Origin of the sequence: Lysobacter sp. (genome assembly GCF_035655815.1) — a bacterium.
GTDB lineage: Bacteria > Pseudomonadota > Gammaproteobacteria > Xanthomonadales > Xanthomonadaceae > Lysobacter_J.
The window spans coordinates 89,883-104,863 of record NZ_DASRTS010000015.1; the positions used below are offsets into that span (position 1 = coordinate 89,883).

The 14,981-nt window shown below is 63.4% G+C and carries 13 protein-coding genes and 2 tRNA genes; 2 read left to right on the forward strand and 13 right to left on the reverse strand.

Annotation, left to right across the window (positions count from 1 at the left end):
* Window positions 1–31: 31 nt before the first annotated feature.
* The 8 genes from pheS to uvrB all read right to left on the reverse strand — a co-directional run bounded on the left by pheS (window position 32) and on the right by uvrB (window position 7,772).
* Entirely contained in the window at window positions 32–1,027 is a 996-nt protein-coding gene (pheS, locus tag VFE83_RS03855) for a phenylalanine--tRNA ligase subunit alpha (protein WP_324903561.1), read from the reverse strand.
* A gap of 16 nt (window positions 1,028–1,043) precedes the next feature.
* Window positions 1,044–1,433, reverse strand: a complete 390-nt coding sequence (locus VFE83_RS03860; RefSeq protein WP_324903562.1) for a hypothetical protein — start codon at window positions 1,431–1,433, stop codon at window positions 1,044–1,046.
* Window positions 1,434–1,618: 185 nt separating this feature from the next.
* The gene (gene rplT, locus VFE83_RS03865; protein WP_206861317.1) at window positions 1,619–1,978 is read right to left on the reverse strand and encodes a 50S ribosomal protein L20; all 360 of its coding nucleotides are present in this window, start codon (window positions 1,976–1,978) and stop codon (window positions 1,619–1,621) included.
* Between the two features lie 13 nt (window positions 1,979–1,991).
* Entirely contained in the window at window positions 1,992–2,189 is a 198-nt protein-coding gene (gene rpmI / locus VFE83_RS03870; protein WP_027083463.1) for a 50S ribosomal protein L35, read from the reverse strand.
* Between the two features lie 308 nt (window positions 2,190–2,497).
* Window positions 2,498–3,019 carry a translation initiation factor IF-3 gene (gene infC, locus VFE83_RS03875; protein ID WP_324903596.1) on the reverse strand — a complete coding sequence of 174 codons (522 nt, stop codon included), beginning with the start codon at window positions 3,017–3,019 and terminating at the stop codon, window positions 2,498–2,500.
* 112 nt (window positions 3,020–3,131) lie between these two features.
* Window positions 3,132–5,033 carry a threonine--tRNA ligase gene (gene thrS / locus VFE83_RS03880; protein ID WP_324903563.1) on the reverse strand — a complete coding sequence of 634 codons (1,902 nt, stop codon included), beginning with the start codon at window positions 5,031–5,033 and terminating at the stop codon, window positions 3,132–3,134.
* A 543-nt stretch (window positions 5,034–5,576) separates the two neighbouring features.
* Window positions 5,577–5,651, reverse strand: a tRNA-Val gene (locus VFE83_RS03885).
* A gap of 87 nt (window positions 5,652–5,738) precedes the next feature.
* On the reverse strand, window positions 5,739–7,772 hold the full coding sequence (gene uvrB, locus VFE83_RS03890) for an excinuclease ABC subunit UvrB (RefSeq protein WP_324903564.1): 2,034 nt from the start codon (window positions 7,770–7,772) through the stop codon (window positions 5,739–5,741).
* A gap of 146 nt (window positions 7,773–7,918) precedes the next feature.
* On the opposite strand from uvrB, the gene VFE83_RS03895 reads away from it, so the two are divergent.
* Together VFE83_RS03895 and VFE83_RS03900 are read left to right on the forward strand one after the other, a co-directional pair.
* Window positions 7,919–8,455, forward strand: coding sequence for a Tfp pilus assembly protein FimT/FimU (locus VFE83_RS03895; protein ID WP_324903565.1), 537 nt, complete (start codon window positions 7,919–7,921; stop codon window positions 8,453–8,455).
* 51 nt (window positions 8,456–8,506) lie between these two features.
* Window positions 8,507–8,583, forward strand: a tRNA-Asn gene (locus tag VFE83_RS03900).
* Between the two features lie 84 nt (window positions 8,584–8,667).
* On the opposite strand, the gene VFE83_RS03905 is transcribed toward VFE83_RS03900, so the two are convergent.
* Genes VFE83_RS03905 through pilV form a run of 5 tightly spaced genes read right to left on the reverse strand, consistent with a single transcriptional unit; the run spans window position 8,668 to window position 14,977 of the window.
* The gene (locus VFE83_RS03905; RefSeq protein ID WP_324903566.1) at window positions 8,668–9,123 is read right to left on the reverse strand and encodes a type IV pilin protein; all 456 of its coding nucleotides are present in this window, start codon (window positions 9,121–9,123) and stop codon (window positions 8,668–8,670) included.
* Window positions 9,124–9,138: 15 nt separating this feature from the next.
* On the reverse strand, window positions 9,139–12,903 hold the full coding sequence (locus tag VFE83_RS03910) for a pilus assembly protein (protein WP_324903567.1): 3,765 nt from the start codon (window positions 12,901–12,903) through the stop codon (window positions 9,139–9,141).
* Window positions 12,904–12,912: 9 nt separating this feature from the next.
* Entirely contained in the window at window positions 12,913–13,509 is a 597-nt protein-coding gene (locus VFE83_RS03915; RefSeq protein WP_324903568.1) for a pilus assembly PilX family protein, read from the reverse strand.
* Window positions 13,506–14,504 carry a PilW family protein gene (locus VFE83_RS03920; RefSeq protein ID WP_324903569.1) on the reverse strand — a complete coding sequence of 333 codons (999 nt, stop codon included), beginning with the start codon at window positions 14,502–14,504 and terminating at the stop codon, window positions 13,506–13,508. The genes VFE83_RS03915 and VFE83_RS03920 overlap by 4 nt, the downstream gene beginning before the upstream one ends.
* The gene (gene pilV / locus VFE83_RS03925) at window positions 14,501–14,977 is read right to left on the reverse strand and encodes a type IV pilus modification protein PilV (protein WP_324903570.1); all 477 of its coding nucleotides are present in this window, start codon (window positions 14,975–14,977) and stop codon (window positions 14,501–14,503) included. Before pilV ends, VFE83_RS03920 begins: the two co-directional genes overlap by 4 nt.
* Between the last annotated feature and the right edge of the window lie 4 nt (window positions 14,978–14,981).

Here is a 14,981-nt window from a genome sequence, read left to right on the forward strand (position 1 = left end):
TCACCCATCACGCATCACCAGTCACGTGCAGTCAGGCGAACTGCTTCAGGAAACGCACGTCGTTGTCGAAGAAGCTGCGCAGGTCGTCGACGCCGTAGCGCAGCATCGCGAAGCGCTCGACGCCCAGGCCGAAGGCATAGCCCGTGTACTTCTCCGGATCGATGCCGACATTGCGCAGCACGTTCGGGTGCACCATGCCGCAGCCCAGCACTTCCAGCCAGCGCGTGCTGCCATCGGGCTGCTGCCAGGCGATGTCGACCTCGGCCGAAGGCTCGGTGAAGGGGAAGTAGCTGGGACGGAAGCGCATTTCGAAATCGCGCTCGAAGAACGCGCGCACGAACTCGGCCAGCGTGCCCTTCAGGTCCGCGAAGCTTGCGTGCTCGTCGACCAGCAGACCTTCGCACTGATGGAACATCGGCGTGTGGGTCTGGTCGCTGTCGCTGCGGTACACCTTGCCCAGCGCGATCATGCGCAGCGGCGGCGCGTGCTCTTGCATGTAACGCACCTGCACACCGGACGTATGCGTGCGCAGCAGCCGCCCGTCGCCGAAATAGAACGTGTCGTGCATGGCGCGCGCCGGATGGTGCGGCGGGAAGTTCAGCGCTTCGAAGTTGTGCCAGTCGTCCTCGATTTCCGGGCCGTTGCTGAGCTCGAAACCAAGGCGCCCGAAGATGTCGGCGATGCGCTCCATCGTCCGGCTGACCGGATGCAGGCCACCGCGCGTACCGTCGATGCCAGGCAGCGTGACGTCGATGCTTTCCGATGCCAGGCGCGCATTGAGGGCGGCTTCTTCCAGCACGGAGCGGCGCTCGCCAAGCGCGGCGGTCAGTTCATCACGCGCGCGGTTGATCGCCTCGCCGGCGGTCTTGCGCTGGTCGGGCGGCAACGCACCCAGTTGCTTGAGCTGCGCGGTCACGCTGCCGTTCTTGCCGAGCAGTGCCACGCGCAGGGCTTCGATCGCGTCGGGAGAATCCGCCGCCGCAATGTCGGCCAGCGCGTGCTGGGTCAGTTGCTCGATCTGCGCCATGTGCTCCCGTTTCCTCTCACTTGCCTTGCGTTGAATTGCCTCGCGACCGACCCCGGCGGAGCTCCTCCGCCCAGTTCTTCGCGTTCTCGCTGCCCGCTTCGACCAGTTGCCTGGTGGCATCGTCGCAGCCCCCCGCCGATTTCGGCGCGCCGGTCGCTGCCGTCGCATTGATCACCACACCCAGCAACTGCTGTGGCGGGATCTGCTTCTCCAGCGCCTTGATGATCGCGGCAACGTCCTTGCTGTACTGCTCGGTGCGCGCCTCGTCCAGCATCTTGCACTGCTCGTTGCGGCCCATCCCGAGCATCACGTCGCCAAAGCGCGCGAGCGCGTCGGCGTTCCGTGTCTGGCCGGCATCCGGCTCCTGCGCCGCCACGACCGTCGTCCCCATAAGCAACGCCAGCATGCACACACTGCGCTGGCCGCACCTCGAAATCCCGTTCATTGCATCCTCCATGTCTGATTCGACGGACTTCGCTTTGCCGAGTCCAGAAACGGCAATGGGGAAGGACTTGCGCCCTTCCCCATGCGTGTACTGCGTTGTGCCACGACCAGCCGATCCCGGAGGACCTGGCCGGCCTGACGGACAACTTACGCCGCGAGCGCGCCCTTCGCCTTTTCGGCCAGCGCCGCAAAACCCTGCGCATCGTGCACGGCGATGTCCGCCAGCACCTTGCGGTCGAGGGTGATGCCGGCCTTCATCAGGCCGTTCATGAAGCGGCTGTAGCTCAGGCCGTTGATGCGGGCCGCCGCGTTGATGCGGGTGATCCACAGCGAACGGAAGTTGCGCTTCTTCTGCTTGCGACCGATGTAGGCGTACTGCAGGGCCTTCGTGACCGCCTGCTTGGCGACGCGGAAAACCTTGCGACGGGCGTGGTAGTAGCCCTTGGCCTGCTTCAGGATCTTCTTGTGACGGCGGCGCGCCTGCACGCCACGCTTTACTCGTGCCATTGTTCAGCCCTCCTCAGAGATACGGCAGCATGCGGTCCAGACGGCCCGCGTCCTCGGCACGAACATGGTTCGTCTGCCGCAGGTTGCGCTTCCGCTTGGTCGCCTTCTTGGTGAGGATGTGGCTCTTGTTGGCGTGGCCGCACTTGTACTTGCCGGAAGCGGTCTTCCGGAAGCGCTTGGCCGCCGCCCGATTGGTCTTGATCTTGGGCATTGCGATGTCCTTTCGGAGGTTTAGGTCACTGGCCTGGGCGGTGGCGTGGCCACTCTTTCCGTCCTGCCCTGCCGGCTTGTAAGTCTTTGATCCATCGAGGGATCAAGACAGGTCCGTGATACTGCATACAACAAACCCGGCGAACCGGGCCGCATATTATGCGGCCCGCCCGCCCGGGTTGCAAATCTTTTCTTTGAAAATCAGCAGGTTCGAGGGCAGGGGCATGCCCCGCCCCACCCCTGAACGGAGAAAGGCGCCCCGCGGCGCCTTTTCCGGGACCCGGCTCCGCCAGAAGGCGGGCCGCAGGCTTACTTCTTCTTCGGCGCGATCATCATGACCATCTGCCGGCCTTCCAGGCGCGGACGCGACTCGATGACGATGTCGTCGCCCAGGTCGGCCTCGATGCGCGCGGCCATCTCGCGACCGAGCTCCTGGTGGCTCATCTCGCGGCCACGGAAGCGGATGTTGACCTTGACCTTGTCGCCCTCTTCCAGGAAGCGGCGCATGTTGCGCAGCTTGATCTGGTAGTCGCCCTCGTCGGTGACGGGACGGAACTTGAGCTCCTTGATCTCGACCTGCTTGGTCTTCTTCTTCGCCTCGTTGGCCTTCTTCTGCTGCTCGAAGCGGAACTTGCCGAAATCCATGATCTTGCAGACCGGCGGGTCCGCATTGGGCTGGATCTCGACGAGGTCGAGGTCTTCGTCCTCGGCCATGCGCAGGGCTTCGTCGCGCGAAAGCACGCCGATCATTTCGCCATCGCTGCCGATCACGCGCACGCGCGGTACGCGGATTTCCTGGTTCTTGCGATTCGGCTTCTCGGGGGTACTGATGTTGCAATCTCCAAAAATTTGAAACGTCCGGCCATGGATGGCCGGGCTTTTGCGGAAGGATCCGCATAACCCGGCTGCCACGGGGCGGCCGGGTCAGGTCAGGCTGCAGGCGCTACTGTACGCCCTCACTGCGCAAACGCGAGGCGAAATCGGCGACGGACATCGTCCCCAGGTCTTCCCCGCCCCGTGTGCGCACGGAGACCAGGCCGTTCTCCTTCTCGCGGTCACCGACCACCAGCAGGTACGGCACGCGCTGCAGCGTGTGCTCGCGAATCTTAAAGCCGATTTTTTCGTTGCGCAAATCGGAATGGACCCGGAAGCCTTGATTTGAAAGGGATTTCCGGACCTCGTCCACGTATTGCGCCTGGGCGTCGGTGATGTTCATCGCCACCGCCTGGATCGGGGCCAACCAACTCGGGAACTGCCCGGCGTGGTGCTCGATCAGGATGCCGATGAAGCGCTCCATCGAGCCCACGATGGCCCGGTGCAGCATCACCGGATGGCGGCGCTGGCTCTGTTCGTCCACATACTCCGCCCCCAGCCGTCCCGGCATCATGAAGTCGACCTGCATGGTGCCCAGCTGCCAGGTGCGGCCGATGGCGTCCTTCAGGTGGTACTCGATCTTGGGGCCGTAGAAGGCGCCCTCTCCCGGCAGCTCCTCCCACTGGACGCCGGCCGCGCTCAGCGCCGAGCGCAGGGCTTCCTCGGCCTTGTCCCAGGTGGCGTCGTCGCCGAGGCGCGAATCCGGGCGCAGGGCGATCTTGATCTGGATGTCGGTGAAGCCGAAGTCGCCGTAGACCTTCAGGGCCTGCTCGTGGAAGGCGCGCACTTCGGACTCGATCTGGTCCTCGGTGCAGAAGATGTGGCCGTCGTCCTGCGTGAAGCCGCGCACGCGCAGGATGCCGTGCAGCGCGCCGGACGGCTCGTTGCGATGGCAGGCGCCGAATTCGCCATAGCGGATCGGCAGATCTCGGTAGCTGTGCAGGCCCTGGTTGAACACCTGCACGTGGCCGGGGCAGTTCATGGGCTTCAGCGCGTAGGTCCGCTTCTCGGACTCGGTGAAGAACATGTTGTCCTTGTAGTTGTCCCAGTGGCCGGACTTCTGCCACAGCGACACGTCGAGGATCTGCGGGCAGCGCACCTCGCCATAGCCCGTCTCGCGGTAGACGCGGCGCATGTACTGCTCGACGACCTGCCAGATCGACCAGCCCTTGGGATGCCAGAAGATCAGGCCCGGGCCTTCTTCCTGCAGGTGGAACAGGTCCTGCGCCTTGGCGATCTTGCGGTGATCGCGCTTCTCGGCTTCCTCCAGCTGCGTCAGGTACGCCTTGAGGTCCTTGTCGTTGAGCCAGGCCGTGCCGTAGATGCGGCTGAGCATCTGGTTCTTCGAATCGCCACGCCAGTACGCGCCGGCCACCTTCATCAGCTTGAACGCGCGCAGCTTGTCCGTCGACGGCACGTGCGGGCCGCGGCACAGGTCGGTGAACTCGCCCTGGCTGTACAGCGAGAGTTCCTCGCTGGACGGAATCGATTCGATGATCTCGGCCTTGTACGCCTCGCCCATGCCGCGAAAGAAATCGACCGCCGCGTCGCGCGACTTCACGCTGCGCGACACCGGCAGAGACTCCTTCACGATCTTCTGCATCTCGGCCTCGATGGCCGGCAGGTCCTCGGGGGTGAACGGCCGCTCGTAGGCGAAGTCGTAATAGAAGCCGTTGTCGATCACCGGGCCGATGGTGACCTGCGCGCCGGGATACAGGCGCTGCACGGCCTGCGCCAGCAGGTGCGCGGTGGAATGGCGCAGCACGTCGAGCGCGTCGGGGTGCTTGTCGGTGACGATCTCGAGCGAGGCGTCGCGATCGATGCGATAGCTGGTGTCGACCAGCTTGCCGTCGACCTTGCCGGCCAGGGCGGCCTTGGCCAGGCCGGCGCCGATGGAAGCGGCGACCTCGCCGACGGATACGGGTTGTTCGAATTCACGGCGGCTGCCGTCGGGGAGCGTGATGGCGATCATTGGGTACTTGGGCTGGCGCGTAGGGCGCGGCTTGCGGTCGAAGCGGACCGGGAGGTTCCGGAAACGAAAAACGGCGCCGCGGCGCCGTCTGGAGGGGCGTCGTCGGCGTTCAGCGGTGGGCGGTGGTAGTGCTCATGTCGCACGCTCGGCCGGCGGTGTTGCCGCGGGCCACCTCGGAATTCCGCTCCGGCGGCTGCCGGAGCTACGGCGTGAAGTGTTGGGGCTGGCAGCGGCCAAGTCAACGGCGTTTGGCGCGGCGCAAAAGCAAAAACGTAAGTGGTGGGCGGTACAGGGTTGCGTCGGCCGTGTCGGCGGACCCTGCGAGTCCGCGCTGATGTCTCGCAGCTTCTTGGCAATCGTCTGTGCGAAGTTCGACCCGACCTACATGGGCGCAGTGCGCAAGGCACTGGCGGAGACTCATGAGGGATCTGGCCCGCGACGTGCCCAGGCTGCAGGCGCTGCTTGAGGTCAGCGTGGGGTCAGTGGCCATCGAAAATGAAAACGGCGAGGACCCGAAGGTCTCGCCGTATCAACCACTTAAGGTGGTGGGCGGTACAGGGTTCGAACCTGTGACCCCTACCATGTCAAGGTAGTGCTCTACCGCTGAGCTAACCGCCCTTTCGTCGCCGAACTGCTCGACGAGGGGCGCGCAGTGTAGCCCGTCGGCGGGTCGTGGGCAACACTGCCGGCGCGCCTACGATGGGTTCAGGCCGCGAATCCGGCGTCCTTGAGCTGGCGCAGCTGGTCGCGGACGGCGGCGGCCTGCTCGAACTCCAGGTCACGGGCATGCTGGTACATCTGCTGTTCCAGCGCCTTGATGCGGGCCGCGAACTGGCTGGGGCTGAGCTTGGCGTACTCGGCCAGGTTCTCCGCGACCTTGCGCGACTTGCCACGTCCCTTGGCGGTCTCGCCCGGCTCGGCGCGCGCGCCTTCCATGATGTCGACGACCGCCTTGGCCACCGACTTGGGCGTGATGCCGTGCTCGGCGTTGTACTCCACCTGCCGCTGGCGGCGACGATCGGTCTCCTCCAGTGCGCGCTGCATGGAATTGGTGATGCGGTCGGCGTACAGGATCGCCTTGCCGCGAACGTTGCGGGCCGCACGGCCGATGGTCTGGATCAGCGATCCGGTAGAGCGCAGGAAGCCTTCCTTGTCGGCATCGAGGATCGCCACCAGCGACACCTCCGGCATGTCCAGGCCCTCGCGCAGCAGGTTGATGCCCACCAGCACATCGAACTTGCCCAGGCGCAGGTCGCGGATGATCTCCACGCGCTCCACGGTGTCCACATCGGAATGCAGGTAGCGCACGCGCACGCCGTGCTCGCCGAGGTATTCGGTGAGGTTTTCGGCCATGCGCTTGGTCAGCGTAGTGATCAGCACGCGGTCGCCCATCGCCACGCGCTCGTTGATCTCGCCCAGTACATCGTCCACCTGCGTCGCGACCGGACGGATCTCCACTTCCGGATCGATCAGGCCGGTGGGACGGACCACGAGTTCAACGATCTGGTCCTCGGACTTGCGAAGCTCGTACGGGCCGGGCGTGGCCGAGACGTAGATGGCGCGCGGCGAGCGGCCCTCCCACTCCTCGAAGCGCAGCGGCCGGTTGTCCAGGGCGGACGGCAGGCGGAAACCGAACTCCACCAGCGTCTCCTTGCGCGAGCGGTCGCCCTTGTACATGGCGCCGATCTGCGGAACGGTCACGTGGGACTCGTCGACTACCAGCAACGCGTCCGGCGGCAGATAGTCGAACAGGCACGGCGGCGGCTCGCCGGGCATGTGCCCGGTGAGATGGCGGCTGTAGTTCTCGATGCCGTTGCAGTAGCCGACCTCGGCAAGCATCTCCAGGTCGAACTGCGTGCGCTGCGCCAGGCGCTGCGCTTCGACCAGCTTGTTCTGCGCGTACAGCTGCTCCAGGCGTTCGCGCAGTTCTTCCTTGATGGTGTCGATGGCGTCCAGCACCGTCCGGCGCGTGGTGACGTAATGCGAACCGGGGTAGATGGTGTAACGCGGCACCGTGCGCAGGCTCTCGCCGGTGAGCGGATCGAACAGCGTCAGTCGCTCGATCTCGCCATCGAACAGCTCGATGCGCAGTGCCTCGGCGTCGCTTTCGGCCGGGTGGACGTCCACCACTTCGCCGCGCACGCGATAGGTCGCGCGGCGCAGTTCGGTGTCGTTGCGGGTGTACTGCATCTCGGTGAGGCGGCGGATCAGCTCGCGCTGGTCGATGCGCTCGCCGCGCACCATGTGCAGCACCATGCGGAAATATTCGTTGGGGTCGCCCAGGCCGTAGATGGCGGACACGGTGCAGACGATGATCGTGTCGCGGCGCTCCAGCAGCGCCTTGGTCGCGGACAGGCGCATCTGCTCGATGTGCTCGTTCACCGAACTGTCCTTCTCGATGAAGGTATCGGAGGACGGGACGTAGGCCTCGGGCTGGTAGTAGTCGTAGTAGCTGACGAAGTACTCGACCGCGTTGTGCGGGAAGAACGCCTTGAACTCGCCGTACAGCTGCGCCGCCAGCGTCTTGTTGGGCGCCATCACCAGGGTCGGTTTCTGCACCTGCTGCACCACGTTGGCGACCGTATACGTCTTGCCCGAGCCGGTCACGCCGAGCACGGTCTGCGCGGCCAGGCCGCTCTCGAACCCCGCCACCAGCCGCTCGATCGCCTGCGGCTGGTCGCCGGCGGGCTGATAGGGCGAGACGAGCTGGAATCCGGCAGGGTGGAGGCTGTCGTTCATCGGCGCGGCTCCGGAGAAACCTTCAGTGTAGATGGGTTGGAGGATGGGGGCATAAGTGCCCTTTCCCTACCCCGGGAGCGCCACCGGACCGATGGGAGCACCCGATCCGACTGCGAAGACTTGCGCTTTCCGCCAAGCCGATCGCCATGCACCGTCTCCGCCGCGGCTTCACCCTGGTCGAACTGGTTACGACCTTGACAGTGCTCTCCGTCCTGCTCGCGCTTGGTGTTCCCGCGTTCAGCCAGCTGATGGAATCGGCGCGTGTCAGCGGCATCTTCCACGAACTCACCGGCTCCTTGGCCAGCGCGCGAATGGTTGCGATCAGCCAACGGGCACCGATCAGCGTCTGCCCCAGCCAGGACGGCAGGAATTGCCGGCGCGACCTGTCGTGGGACGACGGCTGGATCGTGTTTGTCGACACCAACCGGAGCGCGAAACCCGCCAGGGAGGAAGATGTACTGCGGCAACTCGGCCCTGTCCCGCAGGACATCGCCATACGCGCCACGGCAGGCCGCCACTATCTTCGCTATCAGCCCAGCGGCTTCGGCTACGGCACCAACCTCACCTTGCGCCTATGTTCCCGGCGAACGGGCTATGAGTTAGGGGCAGTAGTGGTCAACAACGCGGGACGGGTCAGGTCCGAACGTCCCCTGAAACCCCTGAAGTGCGCATACAGCCCCTGAAGTGCGCCAAGGCTTGACCCCGCCGATGGAGGCTTTACAATGCCGGTCCCCGCCCGAATAGCTCAGCCGGTTAGAGCACTTGACTGTTAATCAGGGGGTCGTTGGTTCGAGTCCAACTTCGGGCGCCAGATTAAGAAAGAGGCCGCGAGCGATCGCGGCCTCTTTTGTTTTGTCGAACGAGGGACGAAGAAACCGGTATCCGCCCGATCGCATCACCAGCATTCGGACACGGACGTGCCCGTGTTGCTCGTCTTCTTCTCACCCTTCTCGTTGAGCGAAAGCGTCGCGCACTTCGTGTCGCGGGCCTGTGCGCCCTTCGGCGCCGCCTGGATGGTGTACGTGTTGGCTGCTACTGCCGACAGACTGATCGTGTAGAACGCCGCCAAGTCATTGGCGCATGTCGACGCGGGCAGTGCCACGCCGTTGCCGCCGGCATCCTTGTCGTACTTGAGATTGGTCGTATAGAACCGCTCCATGAACTGCGCGGCCTCGAGCGAGCACGCAGCGGCTGCAGCGCGACGCGACTTGAGGACGTGATTCTGGTACGAGGGATACGCGATTGCGGCCAGGACCGCGATGATGCCGACGACGATCATCAACTCGATCAAGGTGAAACCCCGCACCGCGCTGCGCGCGGTGCGATGACGCTGGGAGTAGGTGCTCAGCATGTTCATCTTTCCCCGTCAATCCATCAACAGTTCGCGCCACGAGATTCGCGACGCCTTCGAGCCAGTACCACGAGTATCGATCTTCTTCTTGGAGCCGTCGTCGAGGTTCACCAGCATGTCGTCGTCCACGAAGATCGGACCGTTCGGGCTGCTGCCGAACCCGATGCCGCTCGCGGGCATCAGTTTGTCACCGACCTTGACCATGTCCTTGTCGTCGAACTTGCCATCACCGTTGACATCGAAGAACGAGGAGGAGGGTCGGGAGCCAGTGAATGGATCGATGGCCATCACGAAACCACGCCCGCCCGGGCTGCACACGTCCGAGGAGTCCGGAATGCGCGTGGTACCAAGCAGCATTCCCCGCTCGAAACGGTTAGGCACGACCATTCGTTCACCCTCCTTGCCGTTCACTGGTGAAACCAGGTCCATGTACCAACCGCTCTTTCCAGCCAGGTCGGCCCCCTTCAGCTCACTGGTGACGCGGGCGAGCAGATCACCCTTGGCGACTTCGGCCAGGATTTCAGATTCGACGAGGTCCGTGCGGCCGGTAATTGCCGCCCCCTTGTCCATGAGCCCGTACCACGACTGCACGTCCTTGTTTGCGACGTCGCCACTGCCAAGATAGCGTCCGGTCCCGACATAGACCCACACGTCGCGAGTCTCGGTGTTCATCATGATCAGCGGCGCCGCGGTGATCGGCTGGACATTGCTGTCAGGTCCAACCGCTTCGAACATCTTCTCCGCCTTGGCCGTGCCTTTGCCAACGCCTGTGAAGCGCCACAGGTTGCCCGCAAGGTCGCCGCCGTAAACGGTGTCATAGAATCCGTCGCGGTCCTTGTCCCATGCATCCACTGCGGAAAGACCGTTATCGCCTGACACGCCGGTCGATACGGTCGTGACGGTACCAGACTCCACGCCGATCATCACCAGCTGCGCCGTCCCGGTGCTGCTGTTTGGACCGTTACCGATCAGCACCTGCCAGTCGCCGTTGGCGACCTGCGCAATGATCGGCTTGCCCAGAACGTTACCCAGCGCCGCGACGTCGGTCGCGTTCTTCTCCCAGAGGAACTTAACGGCTTCCGGGTCGGTCACGTCGAGCGCGAATACGGCCTTTCCGCCACGCCCCATGCTTCCCACCAGGATGGTCTTCCACTCCTTGTCGGCCTTCGAATAGACGTCGGCGACAGTCACTTCACCGTCGACAAAGAACCGGTGCTCGTAATCAGGCGACGTGAGGCTCTTGAGGTCGGCGTTGATCGCTGCGGCTGGCATGAAGGCGTACACCTCCTCGCCGGTCTCCGCATTGAAAGCGTGGAGCATGCCATCGTTGGCGCCCACGTAGACCACGCCAAGCCGTTGGGCCTGATCTTCGGCGAACTTCACATAGTCAGCAGCGCCATCGAACCCTGCCCCGTAGTACAGGCGCGCGTCCGGTTGACCAACATATACCGGCTGCGAGTGCACGATGTCGCCGAGCACACTCTGGCGTGTCCGGAACACGCCCTCGTTCGTACGGTCGCCGCGGAGATAATCGAGCACCTTCTGCTCGCCAAGCGCGCTCTGCTGCGCAGCACCCAGCGCGTCCCACGTCGCCAACTGGTAACGCTTGCCAGCCGCGGCCTGCGGGTTATGCACATAGATCTTGCGCTCTGTCCAAGCCTTCTTGCCCAGCATGTCGCCTGCGTTCCAGACGGGGTCGGCGGAGAAGCCCCCCGTGGTCGGATCCAGCGCATAGGCGCTCAACTCGCCGCGCCACGATGGGCTGTAAAAGCGAGCCTGGTATGCCATCGCGCCGCTTTCAAGACGTGTGCTGTTGGCCGCGAGCGATGCCGAAGAACCGCTCACTTCCGCAGCAATCTGCTTGAACGCCTTCGTCAAGCTTTCGATCATCTTGTCCGCTTCGCTCGCAACGTAGAAGTTGTCGGCACGCGGGTAGTTGGTCACGGTGCTGGTGGTACCACCGTTGGCACCACTGGTCAGGTAATCAGTATTGGAGTGCCACCAGCTCGGATCCAGAGGCTGCGTGCGGGCATAGGGGTCAAAATCCTCCGGAACACGGAAGCCGCCGTACTTGGCTGCCAGCCAGTACTGGTTTGCGGTTTTCGGCTCAAGGATCTGGTTCTCGCGCACGTCCACCCAATGCGTCGCGATCGTCTGCTTGCCACTCACATCACCGCGGATGTCGCGAGTGTGCGAGTCGTAGGCTAGACCGGCGATGTAGGCGGAGTTGTTGCGGCCAGTGAAGGGCGTGTTGATGGTAATGCCTTCGAGTTCGGCGACCTTCTTCGTTGCCTTTACGACGTCGACGGTCTTGTCGGCACTAACTTCCGCCGGGACCTTTGGCTCCTCACTGGTGCTTGAATTACCGGGGAGGTTTTTGTCGCGGTGTGTGTAGACGTCGCCGATGCCGAGCACGACATTAGCCTGGCAGCGGTACTGAATTGGATCATTCCAGTCAGTGATTACCGGGAAGCCGTCAGCAAGCGTGTACGCATTGCTGCTGATGTCGCTGTACGCGGTTACGTTGCCCTGCTTCTTGAAATAGCGTACTGCGGTGTAATAGAGCTCACTGACCGGGTCGATGCTTTTGTGTTCGGCAGACGTCATCTGCCCGAACTTGTTCAGATAGTTGATGACACCGCTGTTGGTAATGCCCCCGGGCGTCGCCGCCGCCGCTGCCGCATCAGGATTCGCATAGAGAACACCGGTTGTCGGATCCCACTCGCGGGCGGAGTTTGCTAGCACCCCTCGTGTGGGATCATGAGTCTCAGGCCCCACGAATTTCTGGTTGGCACGAAGTACACCGCCGTCACGGGTGATGCTGGAATCGTTGAGGTAGCCGAAAATGCTGTAGCGGATCCGGTCCGAGTACTCCTGAATCAGGCCTTCCGGTTTCCAGCCCTGGCTGTACTGCTTGCAGTTGGGTTCGAGCAGGCCCTCCACACACACCGCGACGCGAACGCTGACCTCCAGCAACGTCGTCGACAGGTTCTGGCAGGTCGTCTGCCCCCACCTCGTCTGGCAGTCGCCAGTGTCCTCGACGACGGGCCTGTTGTTCTTGACGATCAGGGAGTGACGGTCAGGATTGTAGGGGACAGCGCCAGAGCGATCGATGTCGTTGTTGTCGCCATTGCTCTTGTAATTGGCTGCCAGGTACATCTTGTTGCCAAGGCCTTGCACCCTGACGACAAGCGAGCCCCATGAGGCCGGCGTGGACGTGGAGATGTTGCTGGTGATTGAACGGTTCGGATAGAGGCTGTTGCGGTCGTGGCGAGCCTTCTCGAGCCATGTCTTGCTAGGCTCGTCCAGGACGCGATAACCGCCGGTAAGGGCGAGACGGAAGGGATCGATCGTCTGCGTCGCCGCCCAGTTCAGGAAATTGCCGCTCCAGCGAGTATTGGAGCATTGATGGTTGGCAGTGGTCGCAACCGGCTGGAAATGACGCTTGGTTTCGACATCGTCGTAAACATACGTATAGCACTTGTCGGCGTCGAAGTAGCCCATGTACTTGCGGTTGACGTCATACGGGCCGATGTTGGCCTGGCTGATGATCGTCGGGTACTCCACCGACGGAACAAGGGCCAGGTTGCCAGGAACTCGTGAACCGACGTACAGCGGTGCCTGCGCGATATCCACCTGCGCAGTAACGGTACCGGTGACCGCGGTGATGAGAGCGGCAAGGGTCGCCGCCATCCATCGCGGCATGGCCCTGCCCTTTTTCAGCTTTGAGGATCGAACGGTCATCGATCTGACTCCGAAGTTGTTCTTCTGTTCGGCCATTGGCCGGACTTAACGCAATTCAATGGTGGCTTGCAGCGCTACGACTGCGCGACCCGATATGCGGCTCGGGTCGTGGCTACGGGCCGAGATGCGATAGATCGACTTGCCATAGGTCGGTGGCGGGGCACCATACTGGTTTCCCGACGCGCTGCGCCCGGCACCCGAGTCTTCCGCGTTGACCGGGAAGTCGCCCATGAACTCGATGTAGTACTGCGGTGTGCCCGCTACCGTTTCCGAGTACGCGTCCTTGTCGGCTTCACCAATGTCGGCCCAGCAACCAGAGGAGTTGGCTTCGCACTTGGCCGGGTTGCTGGCATTCACGTTCGGTGGAGTGCCGACGCAAATGACACCGATTGCGGAGCAGTCGACGCCGATCGATTGGCCTGCGGCAGCTGCGACTCGAACCTTCTGCTCGGCGATGCGCAGCGCGGACTCAGCAGCCTGGAATGCGATGCCACGGTCGAACATGTTTGCGCTCATTCGCTCCTCCATCAGCGCGCCGCGCAGGCTCGCCAGCCCCAGGAGCGTCACCAGGATGAGCAGGATGAGCACGACGATCAGTGCCGCGCCGCGCTGTTTGCGAGCAATCTGGATGTTTCGCTTCATGAGGTGCGATTCCGGAGCGTGACGACGTGGGTCAAGGTGCGCTTGAGCTGGGTCCTGCCCTCACCAACGTTGGTGGTTCCTTGCATGGACAGGCTGATCTGTACGGCTACCACGCTCTTCCAGTCGGTGACGGCGCCGGCGGTCACATAACCCACGCCTCCAGCCTGGAGGTAGCTGAGCTGCATGTCCTGCACCTGCTCGGCGACTTCCTCGGCGGGAAGTGGGGCCCCCTTGTCCATGTACACCCGATACAGCGATCGACCGCCACGCCCGTTGTCCGCTACGTACCATTGCACTGCATACAATTTGGCAACGAGTGAATTGGGCCCGTACGACTTGGACGAACCATTGGCCGTGCAGATGACCGGCACGCCGAGGCCCTTGGTGCAGTTGCCGGGCGAGGTTGCGTTGCCCTTGTTGAATTCCACGGTCAGATTGCCATCGGCCGCCTTGTTGAGCTGCACGATGCTCGCCTGCGTGTAGTCGCACACGAGGATGATGTCGTTGTCACGCAGGCCGTGGGTAGTCGTATTGACCTTGAAATTCGCAGGGGAGCCAGGATTGCCCGCCTGTTGGTCGTGCTGGGTCACCGTCACAGTTGAGTTGCCGGCCGCCAGGAACTCCAATGCGTCGGTACCACCAGCTGAACCGGCGAGCGCCCCATTGTCATAGCCGACGATGCCCTGGTCCCATTTCATCCACCACGGCGCATTCCCGGCAGACGAACCGTTAAGTACGTTGGCCATCGGCAGGTTCTTCCCGCAGGGATTGCCTGCCGCTTCCCGGACATCCCGCGCCATCAGCTCGAATGCGACGCGGGCGTTCTCCTGGATGCGGGCGAGGCTATCGGTTGCCCGGAACGTGCGCTGGTTGGAGAGGAAGATGCCGGCCGCGGCACCTGCAACCAGCAGGCCCAGCACCAGCGAGATCATCAACTCGACCAGGGTGAAACCGGATTGCGCGCGACGCGCGCCACTGAATTGCACGCGGCTCATATGCGCACCGTGGTGACCATGGTCTGTTCTTCTTCGCCGCCCGAACCGCGGCTGTCGTTCCATTGCACGGTCACGGTGCAGTCCATGGCGTCGCCTTCGGAGGCGGCAACACACTCCACCTTGCCGCAGGAGGTTTCACCAAGGTCGGAATGCAGGGATGCAACCCAGGCAGCCTTGTCCGCTTCCCCCAGTGACGGCTCCTCGGGCAATTCGGGAGCATCACAGGTCATGTCCATGTCGTAGTTGCCGGCGCGCGCCGAATCCAGGTTCGCGCGCATCGCGTCCAGAATGGCGTAGCTGTGCACGGTTGCCTGGCTGCGCTCCATCGAGCTCTGGCTATTGCGCAGCGCCGTCGCCTGCAGGGCTGCGATGCCCAGCAGGCCGATGGCCATGACGAGAACGGCGATAAGGACCTCGATGAGGCCGACGCCGCCCTGTCGCCCGGGTGATGAAGGGTGATTGCGGTATGGCATCTGG